The organism is Pseudomonas sp. NY11955, from assembly GCF_048068035.1.
Classification (GTDB): domain Bacteria; phylum Pseudomonadota; class Gammaproteobacteria; order Pseudomonadales; family Pseudomonadaceae; genus Aquipseudomonas.
Map to the genome: position 1 here is coordinate 143,161 of NZ_JBLUPS010000005.1, position 17,793 is coordinate 160,953.

The window sequence follows — 17,793 nt, forward strand, 5'->3', positions numbered from 1 at the left end:
CGTTAGACCTTTTCGATCTAGCCCGCCTCCTAAATAGAAGCAGCCGCTGTGATAAAGTGGCTCGCTCGAACACGGCCCGCAGGCCGTCCATAAGATCGTTTTTCGTGAGTAGCCATGGTCGACAAACTGACGCACTTGAAACAGCTGGAGGCGGAGAGCATCCATATCATCCGCGAGGTGGCCGCCGAGTTCGACAACCCGGTGATGCTGTACTCGATCGGCAAGGATTCCGCCGTGATGCTGCACCTGGCGCGCAAGGCCTTCTTCCCGGGCAAGCTGCCGTTCCCGGTGATGCACGTCGACACCCAGTGGAAATTCCAGGAGATGTACAGCTTCCGCGACAAGATGGTCGAGGAAATGGGCCTGGAGCTGATCACCCACGTCAACCCCGAGGGTGTGGCGCAGGGCATCAACCCGTTCACCCATGGCAGCTCCAAACACACCGACATCATGAAGACCCAGGGCTTGAAACAGGCGCTGGACAAGCATGGTTTCGATGCCGCCTTCGGTGGTGCGCGCCGCGACGAAGAGAAGTCGCGGGCCAAGGAGCGTGTGTATTCGTTCCGTGACAGCAAGCACCGTTGGGACCCGAAGAACCAGCGCCCCGAGTTGTGGAACGTGTACAACGGCAAGGTCAACAAGGGCGAGTCGATCCGCGTCTTCCCGCTGTCGAACTGGACCGAGCTGGACATCTGGCAGTACATCTACCTCGAAGGTATCCCGATCGTGCCGCTGTACTTCGCCGCCGAGCGTGAAGTCATCGAGAAGAACGGCACCCTGATCATGATCGACGACGAGCGCATCCTCGAACACCTCTCCGAGGAAGAGAAAGCGCGCATCGTCAAGAAGAAGGTGCGTTTCCGTACCCTCGGCTGCTACCCGCTGACGGGCGCTGTCGAGTCGGAAGCCGAAACGCTCACCGACATCATTCAGGAAATGCTCCTGACGCGCACTTCCGAGCGCCAGGGCCGAGTCATCGACCACGATGGCGCCGGTTCCATGGAAGACAAAAAACGTCAGGGCTACTTCTAATTTTCAGGGTTACTCCATGTCGCACCAATCCGATTTGATCAGCGAAGATATCCTCGCTTATCTGGCTCAGCACGAGCGTAAAGAACTGCTGCGTTTCCTTACCTGCGGCAACGTGGATGACGGCAAGAGCACCCTGATCGGGCGCCTGCTGCACGATTCGAAGATGATCTACGAGGACCACCTCGAGGCCATCACCCGTGATTCGAAGAAAGTCGGCACCACCGGCGAAGAAGTGGACCTGGCGCTGCTGGTCGACGGCCTGCAGGCCGAGCGCGAGCAGGGCATCACCATCGATGTCGCCTACCGCTACTTCTCCACCGCCAAACGCAAGTTCATCATTGCCGACACCCCGGGCCACGAGCAGTACACCCGCAACATGGCCACCGGTGCGTCCACCTGCGACCTGGCGATCATCCTGGTCGATGCCCGCTACGGCGTGCAGACCCAGACCCGCCGGCACAGCTACATTGCCTCGTTGCTGGGCATCAAGCACATCGTGGTCGCAGTCAACAAGATGGACCTCAAGGGCTTCGACCAGGAGGTCTTCGAGTCGATCAAGGCCGACTACCTGCAGTTCGCCGAAGCCATCAACCTGACCCCGAGCAGCCTGCACTTCGTGCCGATGTCGGCGCTCAAGGGCGATAACGTGGTCAACCACAGCGAGCGCTCGCCGTGGTACGCCGGCCCGACCCTGATGGAAATCCTCGAAACCGTCGAGGTGTCGGCCGACCGCAACTTCACCGACCTGCGTTTCCCGGTGCAGTATGTGAACCGCCCGAACCTGAACTTCCGTGGCTTCGCCGGCACCATCGCCAGCGGCGTCGTGCACAAGGGCGACGAAATCGTCGTGCTGCCATCGGGCAAGAGCAGCCGCGTCAAGTCCATCGTCACCTACGAAGGTGAACTGGAGAATGCAGGCCCAGGCCAGGCCGTGACCCTGACCATGGAAGACGAAATCGACATCTCCCGTGGTGACCTGCTGGTACACGCCGATAACGTTCCGCCGGTAACCGACCAGTTCGATGCCATGCTGGTGTGGATGGCCGAGGAGCCGATGCTCCCAGGCAAGAAATACGACATCAAGCGCGCCACCAGCTACGTGCCGGGCTCGATCGCCAGCATCACCCACAAGGTCGATGTGAACACCCTGGAGCAGGGCGCCGCCAGCGCGCTGCAACTGAACGAGATCGGCCGCGTCAAGGTGGCCCTGGATGCCTCGATCGCCCTGGACGGTTACGACAGCAACCGCACCACCGGCGCGTTCATCGTCATCGACCGGCTGACCAACGGCACCGTCGGTGCAGGCATGATCATCGCTCCGCCCGTTCTGCCGCACGGCAGCACTGGCCAGCATGGCAAGCAGGCCCACGTGTCTACCGAAGAGCGCGCCCTGCGCTTCGGCCAACAGCCAGCCACCGTGCTGTTCAGTGGCCTGTCCGGCGCTGGCAAGAGCACCCTGGCCTATGCCGTGGAGCGCAAGCTGTTCGACATGGGCCGTGCGGTATACGTGCTCGACGGCCAGAACCTGCGCCACGACCTGAACAAAGGCCTGCCACAGGACCGCGCCGGACGCACCGAAAACTGGCGCCGTGCTGCCCATGTGGCGCGCCAGTTCAACGAAGCCGGCCTGCTGACCCTGGCCGCGTTCGTCGCTCCAGATGCCGAAGGCCGCGAACAGGCCAAGGCCCTGATCGGCAAGGACCGCCTGGTGACCGTCTACGTCCAGGCTTCGCCGCTGGCCTGCCGCGAGCGCGACCCACAAGGCCTGTATGCCGCCGGTGGTGACAACATCCCGGGTGAAAGCTTCCCGTTCGATGTACCGCTGGATGCGGACCTGGTGATCGACACCCAGACCACCAGCGTGGACGAAGGTGTCAAGCAGGTGCTGGACGTGTTGCGCCAGCGCGGCGCGATCTAAGCGCTGGCTAGCAAGAAAAACCCCGCTTCGGCGGGGTTTTTTGTGCTTCTGCCCCAGAGGAACTGCGCATGCCGTTCAGATATGTTTCTCTGACACCGGTATCACCCGCCGTTCCTTTACCGCCTTGTATGAAAAACTCGAATAGATCTCCTTCACCCCTGGAAGCCGTTGCAGCACTTCCCGGGTGAACTCCCCGAACGACTCAAGATCCCTGGCCAGGATTTCCAGCAGGAAGTCATAGCGCCCGGAGATGTTGTGGCAGGCCACGATCTCGGGAATCTCCATCAGCCGCTGTTCGAACGCCAGCGCCATGTCCTTGGTGTGCGAGTCCATCATGATGCTGACGAACGCCGTCACGCCAAACCCCAGCGACTTGGGTGAGAGGATGGCTTGATAGCCAGTGATGTAGCCGTTGTCTTCCAACAGCTTGACCCGGCGCCAGCAGGGCGAGGTGGTGAGTGCCACCTGATCGGCAAGTTCGGCGATGGTGAGGCGGGCATTGTCCTGCAAGGCAGCGAGCAGGGCGCGGTCGGTGCGGTCGAGGCTCGAAGGCATGTTTTGCCCTCCTGATCTGGTAATTATTGTTTTTGTTCCAGCAAGCACGCAGACGCGTGGGCTAATTTGGAAAAAATCGGCCAGCTCGGTGGCATAAGCTTATAGCAAACCACAAGAGGCTGTTGCCATGCGCGACTCCCATAACAACACCGGTTTTTCCACGAGGGCCATACACCATGGCTACGACCCGCTCTCCCAGGGTGGCGCCTTGGTGCCCCCTGTGTACCAGACGGCTACCTATGCCTTCCCCACTGTCGAGTACGGCGCCGCATGCTTCGCCGGGGAAGAGGCCGGGCATTTCTACAGCCGCATCTCCAACCCCACTCTGGCCTTGCTGGAGCAGCGCATGGCTTCGCTTGAGGGCGGTGAGGCGGGGTTGGCGCTGGCGTCGGGGATGGGTGCGATTACTTCGACCCTTTGGACCCTCCTGCGGCCCGGCGATGAGCTGATTGTCGGGCGCACCTTGTATGGCTGCACTTTCGCTTTCCTGCACCACGGTATTGGCGAATTCGGGGTGAAGATTCGCCACGTCGACCTCAACGATGCCAAGGCCCTTAAAGCGGCGATCAACAGCAAAACGCGGATGATCTACTTCGAAACGCCGGCCAACCCCAATATGCAACTGGTGGATATTGCGGCGGTTGCCGAGGCCGTGCGGGGGCATGATGTGCAGGTGGTGGTCGACAACACCTATTGCACGCCGTACCTGCAGCGGCCGCTGGAGCTGGGGGCGGACCTGGTGGTGCATTCGGCGACCAAATACCTCAGTGGCCATGGTGACATCACGGCAGGCCTGGTGGTGGGGCGCAAGGCACTGATCGACCGTATTCGCCTGGAAGGGCTGAAGGACATGACCGGCGCGGTGCTGTCGCCGCATGACGCGGCGTTGCTGATGCGCGGTATCAAGACCTTGGCCCTGCGCATGGACCGGCATTGCGCCAACGCCCTGCAGGTGGCGCAGTTCCTTGCGCGGCAGCCGCAGGTGGAGCTGATTCACTACCCAGGTTTGCCGTCGTTCGCCCAATACGCACTGGCACAGCGGCAGATGCGCTTGCCGGGCGGGATGATTGCCTTTGAGCTCAAGGGCGGGATCGAGGCCGGGCGGCGCTTCATGAATGCGCTGCAGCTGTTTGCCCGGGCGGTGAGCCTGGGGGATGCAGAATCGCTGGCGCAGCACCCGGCGAGCATGACGCATTCTAGCTACACGCCGCAGGAGCGGGCGCATCACGGAATATCGGAGGGGTTGGTGCGGTTGTCGGTGGGGTTGGAGGATGTGGAGGACCTGTTGGCGGATATCGAGCAGGCGTTGCAGGCTTGCTGCTAGGCGGCCTATACCGGCCTCTTCGCGGGCACGCCCGCGAAGAGGCCAGTGAATCCAGCCCACAAAAAAGGCCTCATACGAGGCCTTCTTCATGTTCAGCGGATCAGCGCTTGAGCCCGTAGCTTTCGTCGAGCATGCCCGGCGAGTTAGGCGCTTTCGGCGCATAGTCACGCGGTACTTCGGCAGTGTCCTTTGGCGGGGTCAGGCGGTCGCGCGGGCCTTGCGGCGCATCGGAATGCAGCGCAGCCAGCAGGCGCTGGCGGGTGACGTCGTCGAGGGCCAGGCTGTTGGCGCCTTCGGCCAGGTGATCCTGTACGTCCTGGTAGCTCTGGGTCAGCTTTTTGACCAGCATGGCGGTGCTGTTGAAGTGGGTGACCACTTCGTTCTGGTAGCTGTCGAAGCGCTTCTGGATGTCATCCAGTTGGCGCTGGGTGTTGCTCGGCGCCGCATTGGGCAGCAGGCGGGCAACAATGAAACCGACCGCCACACCGATGACCAGGGCCAGGGTTGGCAACAACCAAACAAGGAGCGAGAGTTCCACGAGTCCTTCCTCTATAAACGGCTTTGCTTTACGTTAACGGCTCAGACCTGCGCTGTATACCGCGAGCGATCGCAAATCAGAACAGAATTCCTCACCTAGACGAATCGACCCTTCCCGAGGTCACGGAGTAGTGCCTTGCTTGTCCGCGAAACCCCCTTGTTCATCGATGGCCCCGCCGGCCAGCTGGAAGCCTTGTATCTGGACGTGGCCGAAGCCCGCGGCGCGGTGCTGATCTGCCATCCCAACCCGGTTCAGGGCGGCACCATGCTCAACAAGGTGGTCTCGACCCTGCAGCGCACCGCGCGTGATGCCGGCTATGTGACCCTGCGTTTCAACTACCGTGGCGTTGGCCAGAGCGCCGGCAGCCATGACATGGGCGCAGGCGAAGTGGCCGATGCCGAAGCCGCCGCCGCCTGGCTGCAGGCCAAACACCCCGAGCTGCCAAGGGTACTGATGGGTTTCTCGTTCGGTGGCTTCGTTGCCACCAGCCTGGCCGGGCGCCTGGAGGCTGCAGGCACCGAGCTGCAGCACCTGTTCATGATCGCCCCGGCCGTCATGCGCCTGACCGCCGAATTCCCGTTGCCGCAGCGCTGCCCGATCACTGTGGTACAGCCGGATGCGGACGAAGTCGTCGCGCCGCAGCTGGTTTACGATTGGTCCGACAGCCTGTCGCGCCCCCATGAGCTGCTGAAAGTGGCAGAATGCGGACACTTCTTCCATGGCAAGCTGACCGATCTGAAGGATCTGCTGCTGCCGCGCCTTTCGAACTGAGCCAAGCCTGAATAAGCGAACACCCATGACCACGCGCATTCTTACCGGTATCACCACCACCGGCACTCCGCACCTGGGCAACTACGCCGGCGCCATCCGCCCGGCGATCCGTGCCAGCCAGCAGCCCGGTGTCGATTCGTTCTACTTCCTGGCCGATTACCACGCCCTGATCAAGTGCGACGACCCGCTGCGTATCCAGCGGTCGCGCCTGGAAATCGCCGCCACCTGGCTGGCCGGTGGCCTGGATCCGGACAAGGTGACCTTCTACCGCCAGTCCGACATCCCGGAAATTCCCGAGCTGACCTGGCTGCTGACCTGCGTGGCTGCCAAGGGCCTGTTGAACCGTGCGCATGCCTACAAGGCCTCGGTGGACAAGAACGTCGAGAACGGCGAAGACCCGGACGCCGGTGTGACCATGGGCCTGTTCAGCTACCCGGTGCTGATGGCCGCGGACATCCTGATGTTCAACGCCAACAAGGTGCCGGTCGGTCGTGACCAGATCCAGCACGTGGAAATGGCCCGCGACATTGGCCAGCGTTTCAACCACCTGTTCGGCCAGGGCAAGGACTTCTTCGCCCTGCCGGAGGCGGTGATCGAGGAAAGCGTAGCGACCCTGCCGGGCCTGGACGGGCGCAAGATGTCCAAGAGCTATGACAACACCATTCCGTTGTTCACCAGCGCCAAGGACATGAAAGACGCCATTTCGCGCATCGTCACCGACTCGCGTGCGCCAGGCGAAGCCAAAGACCCGGACAACTCGCACCTGTTTACCCTGTTCCAGGCCTTCTCGACCCCAGCGCAATGCGCTGAATTCCGTGAAGAGCTGTTGCAAGGCCTGGGCTGGGGCGACGCCAAGCAGCGTCTGTTCCAGTTGCTGGATGGCCAGTTGGCCGAAAAGCGCGAGTACTACCACCAGCTGATCGCCCGCCCGTCGGACTTGGAAGATATCCTGCTGGCCGGTGCCGCCAAGGCCCGCAAGATCGCCACGCCGTTCCTTGAGCAACTGCGCGAGGCCGTTGGCCTGCGTTCGTTCCGCAGCAGCGTGCAGGCCAATACCGAAGTGAAGAAAAAAGCCGCCAAGAGCGCGCGCTTTGTCAGCTTCCGTGACGAAGACGGCAGCTTCCGCTTCCGCCTGCTGGCCGCCGACGGCGAGCAGTTGCTGCTGTCGCGCAGCTTCGCCGACGGCAAGAGTGCCGGCGCCGTGAGCAAGCAGCTGCAGCAAGGTGGCGAGGCCGATGTGCGCGTCGAAGGCCTGAGCTTCGGCTTGTGGCTGAACGGCGAGCAGGTTGCCGACGGGCCGCAGTTCGACAGCGCCGAAGCCCGTGATGCAGCTATCGAAAGCCTGCGTGCAGCGCTTGAGCCACAACAAGACTGAGGCATTTCGCCTGTAGGAGCGAGTTTACTCGCGAACACCGGCATAGCCGGTGCCAAGCACCGCGTGGACTGCTTCGCGGGTAAACCCGCTCCCATAGACTCATTGCCATTAAGCGGGCCTGTCGCTACAGTGACGGCCCGTTTTTTGTTGCCTCGCTAACGAATCATGACTCCCTTAGAACGCTATCAAGCAGATCTGAAACGTCCCGACTTCTTCCATGACGCGGCGCAGGAAACTGCGGTGCGTCACCTGCAGCGCCTGTACGACGACCTGGTGCACGCGCAGAACAACAAGCCGGGCGTGTTCGGCAAGTTGTTCGGCAAGAAGGAGCAGACCCCGGTCAAGGGCCTGTACTTCTGGGGTGGGGTAGGGCGAGGCAAGACCTACCTGGTCGATACCTTCTACGAAGCGCTGCCGTTCAAGCAGAAGATGCGTACGCACTTCCACCGTTTCATGAAGCGCGTGCACGAGGAGATGAAAACCCTCAAGGGCGAGAAGAACCCGCTGACCATCATTGCCAAGCGCTTCAGCGAAGAAGCCAAGGTGATCTGCTTCGACGAATTCTTCGTGTCGGACATTACCGACGCCATGATCCTCGGCACCCTGATGGAAGAGCTGTTCAAGAACGGCGTATCGCTGGTGGCCACTTCCAACATCGTGCCGGACGGCCTGTACAAGGACGGCCTGCAGCGTGCGCGCTTCCTGCCGGCCATCGCCATGATCAAGCAATACACCGACGTGGTGAACGTGGACAGCGGCGTCGACTACCGCCTGCGTCATCTGGAACAGGCCGAACTGTTCCACTTCCCGCTCAACGATGCGGCGCACCAGAGCATGCGCGCCAGCTTCAAGGCGCTGACCCCTGAATGCACCCAGGCGGTCGAGAACGACGTGCTGATGATCGAAAACCGCCCGATCAACGCCCTGCGTACGTGCGACGACGTCGCCTGGTTCGACTTCCGCGCCCTGTGCGACGGGCCGCGTAGCCAGAACGATTATATCGAACTGGGCAAGATCTTCCACGCCGTGCTGCTCAGCAACGTGGAGCAGATGGGCGTGACCACCGACGACATCGCGCGCCGCTTCATCAACATGGTGGACGAGTTCTACGACCGCAACGTCAAGCTGATCATCTCGGCCGAGGTGGAGCTGAAGGACCTGTATACCGGTGGGCGTCTGAGCTTCGAGTTCCAGCGCACCCTGAGCCGGTTGCTGGAGATGCAGTCGCACGAATTCCTGTCGCGCGCGCACAAGCCGTAAGGTTTTTGCAGCCATTCGCGGCACAAGGCCGCTCCTACAGGGGATCGCGTACCCCCTGTAGGAGCGGCCTTGTGCCGCGAATGGCTGCAAAGCAGCCCGACAGCCCTCAAGCCTCTTGCATGAACTGCTGCCGATACTGGTTCGGTGACAGCTCGGTGTGCTGGCGGAACAGCCGCGCAAAGAAACTGGCATCGTCGTAACCGACCTCGTAACTGATGGTCTTGATGCTCTTGCGCGTACTCGACAGCAACCCCTTGGCGGTCTCGATGCGTAGCCGTTGCAGGTAGTGCAGCGGCTTGTCACCCGTCGCGCCCTGGAAGCGGCGCATGAAGTTGCGGATGCTCATGCCGTGGTTGCGGGCCACATCCTCGAAGCGGAACTTGTCGGCGAAGTGTTCCTCCAGCCAGTGCTGGATCTGCAGGATGATCAGGTCCTGGTGCAGCTTCTGCCCGCCAAAGCCCATGCGCCCTGGGGTGTAGTTGCGCTGTACTTCGTAGAGGATGTCGCGGGACACCGCACGGGCCACGTTGGCGCCGCAGAAGCGCTCGATCAGGTAGATGTACAGGTCGCAGGCCGAAGTCGCACCGCCGGCGCAATAGATATTGTCGGCGTCGGTCAGGTGCTTGTCCTGGTTCAGGCGGATCTTCGGGAAGCGCTCGGCAAAGCTGCTGAAGAAGCGCCAGTAGGTGGTCGCTTCCTTGCCATCGAGCAGGCCGGATTCGGCCAGCCAGAACACGCCACTGGCTTCGGCGCAAAGCACCGCGCCGCGCGCGTGCTGCTCACGCAGCCACGGCAACACCTGTGGATAACGTTGCAACAGGTTGTCGAAGTCGTCCCAGTAGGCTGGGAGGATGATCACATCGGCGTCGTCCAGGCCACCGTCGACCGGTAGCTGCACATTGCTGAAGCTGTCCACGGGCTGGCCGTCGGGGCTCACCAGGCGGATGTCGAACATGGGCTGCAAGCCCAGGCCCAGCTGCTTGCTGTAGCGCAGGCTGGCGAGGTGGAAGAAATCCTTGGCCTGCATCAAGGTCGAAGCAAACACCTTGTCAATGGCCAGGATGCTGACGCGCCGCAGCGACGCGGAGGGTTGGGTAAACATCATTGTCATTGTTCTTATAGGGTAGAGTGGTCAATCACCGGCTGGATCGTCTTATTTTTTGGCGATTGTGTCTACCCCATGTAACAGAGGGGCCGGGCAGCGGCCCCTTGCGGCTCAAGGCGCCGGGTTTGGCTGCTCCTGGTGAATCGCTTCGATTGCTGCCAGCAGTTCGTCGCTCAGGTTCAGCTCGAGGCTGGCCAGGTTGCTGTCCAGCTGCTCCAGGCTGGTGGCGCCGATGATGTTGCTGGTCACGAACGGCTGCCGGGTGACGAACGCCAAGGCCATCTGCGCCGGATCCAGGCCGTGCTCGCGGGCCAGTTGCACGTAACGGCTGCAGGCCGCCACGGTCTGTGGGTTGGAGTAGCGGGCAAAGCGGCTGAACAGGGTCAGGCGTGCGTTGTCAGGCCGTGCGCCGTTCTCGTACTTGCCCGAGAGCATGCCGAAGGCCAGCGGCGAATAGGCCAGCAGGCCGCATTGCTCGCGGATGGCCACTTCCGCCAGGCCTACCTCGAAGCTGCGGTTGAGCAGGTTGTACGGGTTCTGGATCGACACCGCCCGCGGCCAGCCACGGCTTTCGGCCAGCTGCAGGAACTTCATGGTGCCCCACGGCGTTTCGTTGGACAGGCCAACGTGGCGGATCTTGCCTGCGCGCACCTGCTCGTCGAGCGCTTCGAGGGTTTCTTCCAGCGGGGTGAAATGGTCTTGAGGCAGGTGCTGGTAGCCCAGCTTGCCGAAGAAGTTGGTGCTGCGCTCCGGCCAGTGCAACTGGTAAAGGTCGATGCGGTCGGTCTGCAGGCGTTTGAGGCTCTCATCCAGTGCCGCGACGATGTGCTGGCGGTTGTGCTTGAGCTGGCCGTCGCGGATGTGGCTGATGCCGTTGCCGGGGCCGGCGACCTTGCTGGCCAGGACCCAGTCGTCGCGATCACCATTGGCGCGCAACCAGTTGCCGATGATGCGTTCGGTGGCCGCATAGGTTTCCGGGCGCGGTGGCACCGGGTACATCTCGGCGGTGTCGATGAAGTTGACCCCGGCGGCCTTGGCCCGGGCAATCTGTTCGAAGGCTTCGGCCTCAACGTTCTGTTCACCCCAGGTCATGGTGCCCAGGCAAAGGGCGCTGACGTTGAGGTCGGTACGGCCGAGCTGGCGGTATTCCATCGGTTGGAGACTCCTTGGCAATAGAATGCCATCAAAGCAGGTTGAAATTTTTCGCGCAATCTGGATAATTCAGGCCCTCTCCGCGTGGCGGAAGTGATGCACCATCACGCAGGAAGAACCCCGTCGAACATTGGCGTGCCCGACCCGAGCCCCCAAAAGCGTCAGTGTTCGGCTGCGCGCTTGCCCTTGGCAAGCTGTGCACTATCCAGTAAGATTCGCCGTCTATTTTTCGCTGGGCGGCCTCTGAGGCTTTAGAGAATGAAAACTTTTACTGCTAAACCGGAAACAGTAAAGCGCGAGTGGTTCGTAGTCGACGCCGCTGGCCAGACCCTGGGTCGTCTGGCTACCGAAATCGCTACCCGTCTGCGTGGCAAACACAAACCAGAATACACCCCTCACGTTGACACCGGCGACTACATCGTCGTTATCAACGCCGAGCAGGTTCGTGTGACTGGTGCCAAGTCTTCCGACAAAATGTACTACTCCCACTCCGGCTTCCCGGGCGGTATCAAGGAAATCAACTTCGAGAAGTTGATCGCCAAGGCCCCTGAGCGTGTTATCGAAACCGCGGTCAAAGGCATGCTGCCTAAGAACCCGCTGGGTCGCGACATGTACCGCAAGCTGAAAGTGTACGCGGGTGCTGCTCACCCACACACTGCTCAGCAGCCTCAAGAACTGAAGATCTAACGGGATAGTTCATTATGTCGGCGACTCAAAATTACGGCACTGGCCGTCGCAAGACCGCAACCGCTCGCGTATTCCTGCGTCCGGGTACTGGTAACATTTCCATCAACAACCGTTCTCTGGACGTGTTCTTCGGTCGCGAAACCGCTCGCATGGTTGTTCGCCAGCCACTCGAGCTGACCGAAACCGTTGAGAAGTTCGACATCTACGTCACCGTTTCCGGTGGTGGTGTCAGCGGTCAAGCCGGTGCGATCCGTCACGGTATCACCCGCGCTCTGATGGAATACGACGAAACCCTGCGTGGCGCTCTGCGTCGTGCTGGCTACGTCACCCGCGACGCTCGTGAAGTTGAGCGTAAGAAAGTGGGTCTGCGTAAAGCGCGTAAGCGTCCTCAGTACTCCAAGCGTTAATACCGCTTCGGCAGTCGAAAAAAGCCCGGTTCCTTGGAACCGGGCTTTTTTTTTGGCTTGAACTAACCTGTCAGCATGTCAGTGGCCGCTTGTCGCATAGACGCAGATCAAGCAAAGCGCGGGTTATGGCCCTAGCCGGGGTAATCACCTTGTCAGTGTGTGGATTTGTTTCTTACCATGGCGGCCAATTTTTAGTGCCATTGACACAACCTAAGTACAAGCCTGGTTCAACAGGCCAAGCAAGCTGATGGGAGAGGACTGAATGAGCAATGACGGCGTCAACGCAGGCCGGCGCCGCTTCCTCGTAGCCGCGACATCCGTGGTCGGGGCAGCGGGAGCAGTGGGGGCTGCGGTACCGTTCGTGGGGTCATGGTTTCCCAGTGCCAAGGCGAAAGCCGCGGGTGCACCGGTGAAGGTCAATATTGCCAAGGTCGAGGCCGGGCAGCAGATGGTGGCCGAGTGGCGTGGCCAGCCCGTGTTCATCGTGCGGCGAACGGAGGAAATCCTCGGCAACCTGAAAAAGATCACCGGTGACCTGTCCGACCCAGAGTCCAAGGCCTCGGTCCAACCGGCCTATGTCGACCCTGAGGTTCGCTCGATCAAACCGGAAATCCTCATTCTCGTCGGTCTGTGCACGCACCTGGGCTGCTCGCCCACTTTCCGCCCGGAAGTGGCGCCCGCCGACCTCGGCCCGAAATGGGTAGGTGGCTACTTCTGCCCGTGCCACGGCTCCCACTACGACCTGGCTGGCCGTGTCTACAAGTCGCAGCCGGCGCCTCTCAACCTGCCCGTGCCACCGCACTCTTACGAGTCGGACGAGATCATCGTCATTGGCGTCGACCAGGAGAACGCATGATGAGCAAGTTCATGGACTGGATTGATGCTCGCTTCCCCGCCACCAAGATGTGGGAAGACCATCTGAGCAAGTATTACGCGCCCAAGAACTTCAACTTCCTGTACTTCTTCGGCTCCCTGGCATTGTTGGTGCTGGTCAACCAGATCGTCACGGGTGTGTGGCTGACGATGAGCTTCACGCCCTCGGCAGAAGAGGCGTTCGCCTCGGTCGAGTACATCATGCGTGACGTGGAATACGGCTGGATCTTGCGCTACCTGCACTCCACCGGTGCGTCCGCGTTCTTCATCGTGGTCTACCTGCACATGTTCCGTGGCCTGCTCTACGGCTCCTACCAGAAGCCACGCGAGCTGGTCTGGCTGTTCGGCATGCTGATCTACCTGGCGCTGATGGCTGAAGCGTTCATGGGCTACTTGCTGCCGTGGGGGCAGATGTCGTACTGGGGCGCCCAGGTGATCATCTCGCTGTTCGGTGCCATCCCGGTGATTGGTGACGACCTCACCCAGTGGATCCGTGGTGACTACCTGATCTCGGGCATCACCCTGAACCGCTTCTTCGCCCTGCATGTGGTTGCCCTGCCAATCGTGATTCTTGGCCTGGTGGTGCTGCATATCCTCGCCCTGCACGAAGTGGGGTCGAACAACCCCGATGGCGTCGACATCAAGAAGAAAAAGGACGAAAACGGCATTCCGCTGGACGGCATTCCGTTCCACCCGTACTACACCGTCAAGGACATAGTCGGCGTCGTGGTATTCCTGTTCGTGTTCTGCGCCGTGGTGTTCTTCTTCCCGGAAATGGGTGGTTATTTCCTGGAGAAGCCGAACTTCGAGCAGGCTAACGCGTTCAAGACACCGGAGCACATCGCGCCTGTGTGGTACTTCACACCGTTCTACGCAATCCTGCGTGCGGTGCCTGACAAGCTGATGGGGGTCATCGCCATGGGTGCGGCCATCGCCGTGCTCTTCGTACTGCCCTGGCTTGACCGCAGCCCGGTACGCTCCATGCGTTACAAGGGCTGGATCAGCAAGGTCTTCCTGCTGGTGTTCTGCGTAGCCTTCGTCATTCTCGGCGTGCTGGGCGTACTGGCGCCGACACCTGGGCGTACCTTGCTGTCGCAGGTATGCACGGTGCTGTACTTCGCCTACTTCCTGCTGATGCCGTTCTACACAAGGCTCGAGAAGACCAAACCGGTTCCGGAAAGGGTGACTGGCTGATGAAAAAGTTGATTGCAGTATTTTTGCTGGCAGTGATGCCTGCCTTTTCCTTCGCTGCCGAACACGGCCTGGAACTGGACAAGGCCGATATCGACCTGACCGACAAGGCCGCCATGCAGGACGGTGCGCGTACCTTTGCCAACTATTGCATGGGTTGCCACAGTGCCAAGTTCCAGCGTTACGAGAGGGTGGCCGATGACCTGGGCATCCCGCACGAGCTGATGCTGGAGAAGCTGGTGTTCACCGGTGCCAAGATCGGTGACCACATGCAGATCGGCATGAAGCCCAGCGACGCCAAGACCTGGTTCGGTGCCGCGCCGCCCGACCTGACCCTGGTGGCTCGTGTGCGGGGTACCGACTGGTTGTACACCTACCTGCGCAGCTTCTACGAGGACCCATCGCGGCCCTATGGCGTGAACAACAAGGTGTTCCCGAACGTTGGTATGCCTAACGTGCTGGTCGGTCTGCAGGGTAACCAGGTGATTGGTTGCAAGCAGGTGCAGACGGTGACCGATGGCAAGAAGCAATTCGACCCGTTGACCGGCAGCCCGATCACCCACGAAGCCTGTGACCAGCTGACCATCACGCCGAAATCCGGTACCCTGACCACCGAGCAGTTCGACGAGAAGGTCAAGAACCTGGTGACCTTCCTGGCCTATTCGGCCAACCCGGTCAAACTGGAAAGCCAGCGCATTGGTACCTATGTGTTGCTGTACCTGGCTTTCTTCTTCGTATTCGCCTACTTGCTCAAGCGTGAATACTGGAAGGACGTGCACTGATCACGCAGTAGTTTCTGGTTGTTGAACGCGCCCGGGGCGCCTTGGCAGTAATGCCAGGGCGCCCCGGGCGCGTTTTCATTTACAGTTGCACAAGCATCCCGTGCGAGGAGCCGCTACATGGGCGCAACCAACAGGTTAGCCTGCTATTCCGATCCCGCTGATCACTATTCTCATCGGGTTCGCCTGGTGCTGGCCGAGAAGGGTGTCAGCGTGCAGGTCATCGATGTCGACCCTGGTCGACTGCCGCCCAAGCTGGTCGAGGTCAACCCTTATGGCAGCGTGCCGACCCTGGTCGACCGTGATTTGGCGTTGTACGAATCGACCGTGGTGATGGAATACCTCGAGGAGCGTTACCCGCACCCGCCGCTGATGCCGGTGTACCCGGTTGCGCGCGGCAATAGCCGTTTGCTGATGCACCGCATCCAGCGCGACTGGTGTGCCTTGGCTGATACCGTACTCGACCCGCGCAGTAAAGACGCTGCCCGAGCCGAGGCGCGCAAGGCCTTGCGCGAAAGCCTGACCGGGGTTTCGCCATTGTTCAGCGAGTTCGCCTGCTTCATGAGTGATGAGCAAAGCCTGGTCGATTGCTGTCTATTGCCCATACTCTGGCGTTTGCCGGTGTTGGGTATCGAGTTGCCGCGGCAAGCCAAGCCGCTGCTGGATTACATGGAGCGCCAGTTCGCCCGCGAGCCTTTCCAGGCGAGCCTGTCCTCCGTAGAACGTGAAATGCGCAAGCTTTAAGGAGCCGTTGATGAACTCCAGTCGCCCCTATCTGGTTCGAGCACTGTACGAGTGGATCGTCGACAACGATTGCACGCCCCATATGCTGGTCAATGCCGAATTCCCGAAAGTTCAGGTGCCGGATGGTTTCGCCAGTGATGGCCAGATCGTCTTGAATATCTCGCCAAGTGCCGTGCGCAGCCTGCACATGGACAACGATGCGGTCAGCTTCGAGGGCCGTTTCGGTGGTGTGGCCCACTCGCTGTTCGTGCCGGTTGGTGCCATCCTAGGCATCTACGCTCGTGAGAATGGCCAGGGCATGGTCTTCGAGTTGGAATCGCCGTCGATCGATGGCGACGACCTTGAAGACGATGATGTACAGCCGGATGACGATGGCCCGCCAGAAGGCGGTGGCCAGCCGCCGCGTCCGACCGGTCGACCAAGCCTGAAAGTGGTCAAGTAACAAAAAAGGCGATCCAACCGGATCGCCTTTTTCTTTGTCGCCAAACTTGGGTTACAGGTCGCTGATGGTGCGTACCTGGTCCTTGTTGATGCGGGTGCGCTTGCCGTCGAGTTGCTGGAACTCGTAGAAGCCGGCATCGCGGTCGAACTTCGGTGCGTCGACTGCCTGAATTTCACGGCCATCGTTGAGGGTGATCAGGCTTGGGGTGGAGCAGCCGGCCAGGGTGGCGAAGGTGCCGATCAGCAGGGCGGGCAGCAGAAGCTTTTTCATGCGGTGTTTCCTGGGTTTCTTGAAAGATGTTGTCTGTGCCGGCCTCTTCGCGGCTGAAGCCGCTCCTGCAGGGTGTAGCGTACCCTTGTAGGGGCGGCTTTAGCCGCGAAGAGGCCGGTGGGTCAGTCGATGTACTCGAACAGCTTGACGATCTTCTGCACGCCCGACACGCCCTGCACCACGGCAGTGGCCGAGTTGGCCTCTTGCTGGGTGACCAGGCCAAGCAGGTAGACGATGCCGTTTTCGGTAATCACCTTGATGCGCGAGCTGGGCACGGCATTGTCGGTCAGCATCTGGGTCTTGATCTTGGTGGTCAGCCAGGCGTCATTGTTGCGCGCCAAGATGGAGGAGGGCTGCATCACCTGCAGCTCGTTGTGCACTTTCTTTACCCGCTGCACCTGGCTGGCGGTTTGCTCGGCCAGGCTCTTGAGGTCTGCGCGCGGAGTCTGGCCGGCCAGCAGGACGATGCCGTTGTAGCTGCTGACGACGATGTGCGAGCCCTTGTCCAGGTCTGGGTTGGCCTTGGAAATGTTCACGGCGGCCTTGGTCTCGATCAGCGAGTCGTCGATCTTGCTGCCGATGGTGCGTGTACCACGGTCGTCCTCGATCGGCGAATTGCGGGTGGAGGTCAGTACCGAGCTGCAACCGGTAACGCTCAGGCACAAGGTCAGGGCCATCAGGCCGAGGCGCATAGGGGTCATTCTTCACTCCCGAACAGTTGGCTGTCGATCAGATCGCATAGGCAGTGGATCGCCAGCAGGTGGACTTCCTGGATGCGCGCGGTAACCGTCGAAGGCACGCGGATTTCCACGTCTTCGGGCAGCAGCAGCGAAGCCATGCCGCCGCCGTCGCGGCCAGTCAATGCTACGACAATCATTTCGCGGTCATGTGCGGCCTGGATCGCTTGAATCACGTTGGCCGAGTTGCCGCTGGTGGAGATCGCCAGCAGAACGTCGCCGGGCTGGCCCAAGGCGCGAATCTGCTTGGAAAAGACTTCGTTGTAGCTGTAGTCGTTGGCGATCGAGGTCAGGGTAGAGCTGTCGGTGGTCAGTGCGATGGCCGGCAGGCTCGGGCGTTCCCGCTCGAAGCGGTTGAGCAGCTCCGAGGAGAAGTGCTGGGCATCGCCGGCCGAGCCGCCGTTGCCACAGGCGAGCATCTTGCCCTCGTTGAGCAGCGCATTGACCATGACCAGGCTGGCCTGCTCGATGTGCGGTGCCAGGATGTCCATTGCCTGTTGCTTGGTATCGATGCTGGCCTGAAACAGCCGGCGAATTCGGGATTGCATGTCCATCTGGTGACCTTAAGTGGGGCGGTGGCCTTTGCTACGCGCAACAACGACCAGCCCGCGAAACATAGAGCAAAAAAAACGA

At 61.0% G+C, this 17,793-nt stretch carries 20 protein-coding genes; 13 read left to right on the top strand and 7 right to left on the bottom strand.

The annotated features are described in order from the left end of the window. The first annotated feature begins 114 nt into the window (after positions 1-114). Both cysD and cysN read left to right on the top strand, forming a co-directional pair. Positions 115-1,032: a sulfate adenylyltransferase subunit CysD gene (gene cysD, locus ACNFBR_RS11520; RefSeq protein ID WP_003251799.1), complete on the top strand. Its 918-nt coding sequence runs from the start codon at positions 115-117 to the stop codon at positions 1,030-1,032. Positions 1,033-1,048: 16 nt separating this feature from the next. After that, the gene (gene cysN, locus ACNFBR_RS11525) at positions 1,049-2,950 is read left to right on the top strand and encodes a sulfate adenylyltransferase subunit CysN (protein ID WP_416735037.1); all 1,902 of its coding nucleotides are present in this window, start codon (positions 1,049-1,051) and stop codon (positions 2,948-2,950) included. A gap of 75 nt (positions 2,951-3,025) precedes the next feature. On the opposite strand, the gene ACNFBR_RS11530 is transcribed toward cysN, so the two are convergent. Then, positions 3,026-3,505 (bottom strand): Lrp/AsnC family transcriptional regulator, encoded by a 480-nt coding sequence (locus ACNFBR_RS11530; protein WP_132842411.1) that lies wholly within the window; start codon positions 3,503-3,505, stop codon positions 3,026-3,028. A gap of 127 nt (positions 3,506-3,632) precedes the next feature. Here ACNFBR_RS11530 and ACNFBR_RS11535 point away from each other — a divergent pair, with 127 nt between their 5' ends. After that, positions 3,633-4,829, top strand: coding sequence for a methionine gamma-lyase (locus tag ACNFBR_RS11535; protein WP_416735038.1), 1,197 nt, complete (start codon positions 3,633-3,635; stop codon positions 4,827-4,829). A gap of 100 nt (positions 4,830-4,929) precedes the next feature. Here ACNFBR_RS11535 and ACNFBR_RS11540 read toward each other — a convergent pair whose 3' ends face one another. Continuing rightward, complete coding sequence (locus ACNFBR_RS11540) at positions 4,930-5,367, bottom strand: YhcB family protein (protein WP_010952432.1); 438 nt, start codon at positions 5,365-5,367, stop codon at positions 4,930-4,932. A gap of 135 nt (positions 5,368-5,502) precedes the next feature. On the opposite strand from ACNFBR_RS11540, the gene ACNFBR_RS11545 reads away from it, so the two are divergent. From ACNFBR_RS11545 to zapE, 3 genes are all read left to right on the top strand, one after another. After that, on the top strand, positions 5,503-6,138 hold the full coding sequence (locus tag ACNFBR_RS11545; protein WP_416735039.1) for an alpha/beta hydrolase: 636 nt from the start codon (positions 5,503-5,505) through the stop codon (positions 6,136-6,138). A gap of 25 nt (positions 6,139-6,163) precedes the next feature. Further along, positions 6,164-7,513 carry a tryptophan--tRNA ligase gene (locus ACNFBR_RS11550; protein WP_416735040.1) on the top strand — a complete coding sequence of 450 codons (1,350 nt, stop codon included), beginning with the start codon at positions 6,164-6,166 and terminating at the stop codon, positions 7,511-7,513. Positions 7,514-7,678: 165 nt separating this feature from the next. Then, positions 7,679-8,773: a cell division protein ZapE gene (zapE, locus tag ACNFBR_RS11555; protein WP_060499786.1), complete on the top strand. Its 1,095-nt coding sequence runs from the start codon at positions 7,679-7,681 to the stop codon at positions 8,771-8,773. A gap of 106 nt (positions 8,774-8,879) precedes the next feature. Here the strand turns inward: zapE and ACNFBR_RS11560 are convergent, their stop codons facing one another. Next, positions 8,880-9,800 carry a GlxA family transcriptional regulator gene (locus ACNFBR_RS11560; RefSeq protein WP_416735252.1) on the bottom strand — a complete coding sequence of 307 codons (921 nt, stop codon included), beginning with the start codon at positions 9,798-9,800 and terminating at the stop codon, positions 8,880-8,882. A 189-nt stretch (positions 9,801-9,989) separates the two neighbouring features. After that, a complete protein-coding gene (locus ACNFBR_RS11565) occupies positions 9,990-11,030 on the bottom strand; it encodes an NADP(H)-dependent aldo-keto reductase (protein WP_416735041.1) in 1,041 nt (346 codons plus the stop codon). A gap of 258 nt (positions 11,031-11,288) precedes the next feature. Between ACNFBR_RS11565 and rplM the strand changes: the two genes are divergently transcribed. From rplM to ACNFBR_RS11600, 7 genes are all read left to right on the top strand, one after another. Further along, on the top strand, positions 11,289-11,717 hold the full coding sequence (rplM, locus tag ACNFBR_RS11570) for a 50S ribosomal protein L13 (protein ID WP_003251819.1): 429 nt from the start codon (positions 11,289-11,291) through the stop codon (positions 11,715-11,717). Positions 11,718-11,731: 14 nt separating this feature from the next. After that, entirely contained in the window at positions 11,732-12,124 is a 393-nt protein-coding gene (gene rpsI / locus ACNFBR_RS11575; protein WP_003260797.1) for a 30S ribosomal protein S9, read from the top strand. A gap of 262 nt (positions 12,125-12,386) precedes the next feature. Next, complete coding sequence (gene petA, locus ACNFBR_RS11580) at positions 12,387-12,980, top strand: ubiquinol-cytochrome c reductase iron-sulfur subunit (RefSeq protein ID WP_003251823.1); 594 nt, start codon at positions 12,387-12,389, stop codon at positions 12,978-12,980. Next, entirely contained in the window at positions 12,980-14,191 is a 1,212-nt protein-coding gene (locus ACNFBR_RS11585) for a cytochrome b (RefSeq protein ID WP_003251825.1), read from the top strand. The genes petA and ACNFBR_RS11585 overlap by 1 nt, the downstream gene beginning before the upstream one ends. After that, positions 14,191-14,970 carry a cytochrome c1 gene (locus tag ACNFBR_RS11590; RefSeq protein ID WP_012274075.1) on the top strand — a complete coding sequence of 260 codons (780 nt, stop codon included), beginning with the start codon at positions 14,191-14,193 and terminating at the stop codon, positions 14,968-14,970. The genes ACNFBR_RS11585 and ACNFBR_RS11590 overlap by 1 nt, the downstream gene beginning before the upstream one ends. 117 nt (positions 14,971-15,087) lie before the next feature. Next, positions 15,088-15,711 (top strand): glutathione S-transferase N-terminal domain-containing protein, encoded by a 624-nt coding sequence (locus ACNFBR_RS11595; RefSeq protein WP_416735042.1) that lies wholly within the window; start codon positions 15,088-15,090, stop codon positions 15,709-15,711. A gap of 10 nt (positions 15,712-15,721) precedes the next feature. Beyond that, positions 15,722-16,153, top strand: a complete 432-nt coding sequence (locus ACNFBR_RS11600) for a ClpXP protease specificity-enhancing factor (protein ID WP_416735043.1) — start codon at positions 15,722-15,724, stop codon at positions 16,151-16,153. A gap of 51 nt (positions 16,154-16,204) precedes the next feature. Here ACNFBR_RS11600 and ACNFBR_RS11605 read toward each other — a convergent pair whose 3' ends face one another. From ACNFBR_RS11605 to ACNFBR_RS11615, 3 genes are all read right to left on the bottom strand, one after another. Beyond that, entirely contained in the window at positions 16,205-16,423 is a 219-nt protein-coding gene (locus ACNFBR_RS11605) for a YgdI/YgdR family lipoprotein (protein WP_012274072.1), read from the bottom strand. A 122-nt stretch (positions 16,424-16,545) separates the two neighbouring features. Next, a complete protein-coding gene (locus ACNFBR_RS11610; protein WP_012274071.1) occupies positions 16,546-17,124 on the bottom strand; it encodes a BON domain-containing protein in 579 nt (192 codons plus the stop codon). Further along, positions 17,121-17,714: a phosphoheptose isomerase gene (locus ACNFBR_RS11615; protein WP_012274070.1), complete on the bottom strand. Its 594-nt coding sequence runs from the start codon at positions 17,712-17,714 to the stop codon at positions 17,121-17,123. Before ACNFBR_RS11615 ends, ACNFBR_RS11610 begins: the two co-directional genes overlap by 4 nt. Between the last annotated feature and the right edge of the window lie 79 nt (positions 17,715-17,793).

Excerpts from the sequence above, each read along its gene's own strand:
- ACNFBR_RS11600 (WP_416735043.1), top strand. The coding sequence starts at position 15,722 with ATGAACTCCAGTCGCCCCTATCTGGTTCGAGCACTGTACGAGTGGATC.
- ACNFBR_RS11590 (WP_012274075.1), top strand. The coding sequence starts at position 14,191 with ATGAAAAAGTTGATTGCAGTATTTTTGCTGGCAGTGATGCCTGCCTTT.
- ACNFBR_RS11595 (WP_416735042.1), top strand. The coding sequence starts at position 15,088 with ATGGGCGCAACCAACAGGTTAGCCTGCTATTCCGATCCCGCTGATCAC.
- ACNFBR_RS11565 (WP_416735041.1), bottom strand. The coding sequence starts at position 11,030 with ATGGAATACCGCCAGCTCGGCCGTACCGACCTCAACGTCAGCGCCCTT.
- petA (WP_003251823.1), top strand. The coding sequence starts at position 12,387 with ATGAGCAATGACGGCGTCAACGCAGGCCGGCGCCGCTTCCTCGTAGCC.
- ACNFBR_RS11550 (WP_416735040.1), top strand. The coding sequence starts at position 6,164 with ATGACCACGCGCATTCTTACCGGTATCACCACCACCGGCACTCCGCAC.
- zapE (WP_060499786.1), top strand. The coding sequence starts at position 7,679 with ATGACTCCCTTAGAACGCTATCAAGCAGATCTGAAACGTCCCGACTTC.
- ACNFBR_RS11610 (WP_012274071.1), bottom strand. The coding sequence starts at position 17,124 with ATGACCCCTATGCGCCTCGGCCTGATGGCCCTGACCTTGTGCCTGAGC.
- cysD (WP_003251799.1), top strand. The coding sequence starts at position 115 with ATGGTCGACAAACTGACGCACTTGAAACAGCTGGAGGCGGAGAGCATC.
- ACNFBR_RS11585 (WP_003251825.1), top strand. The coding sequence starts at position 12,980 with ATGAGCAAGTTCATGGACTGGATTGATGCTCGCTTCCCCGCCACCAAG.
- ACNFBR_RS11535 (WP_416735038.1), top strand. The coding sequence starts at position 3,633 with ATGCGCGACTCCCATAACAACACCGGTTTTTCCACGAGGGCCATACAC.
- ACNFBR_RS11560 (WP_416735252.1), bottom strand. The coding sequence starts at position 9,800 with ATGCAGGCCAAGGATTTCTTCCACCTCGCCAGCCTGCGCTACAGCAAG.
- cysN (WP_416735037.1), top strand. The coding sequence starts at position 1,049 with ATGTCGCACCAATCCGATTTGATCAGCGAAGATATCCTCGCTTATCTG.
- rpsI (WP_003260797.1), top strand. The coding sequence starts at position 11,732 with ATGTCGGCGACTCAAAATTACGGCACTGGCCGTCGCAAGACCGCAACC.
- ACNFBR_RS11605 (WP_012274072.1), bottom strand. The coding sequence starts at position 16,423 with ATGAAAAAGCTTCTGCTGCCCGCCCTGCTGATCGGCACCTTCGCCACC.
- rplM (WP_003251819.1), top strand. The coding sequence starts at position 11,289 with ATGAAAACTTTTACTGCTAAACCGGAAACAGTAAAGCGCGAGTGGTTC.
- ACNFBR_RS11530 (WP_132842411.1), bottom strand. The coding sequence starts at position 3,505 with ATGCCTTCGAGCCTCGACCGCACCGACCGCGCCCTGCTCGCTGCCTTG.
- ACNFBR_RS11615 (WP_012274070.1), bottom strand. The coding sequence starts at position 17,714 with ATGGACATGCAATCCCGAATTCGCCGGCTGTTTCAGGCCAGCATCGAT.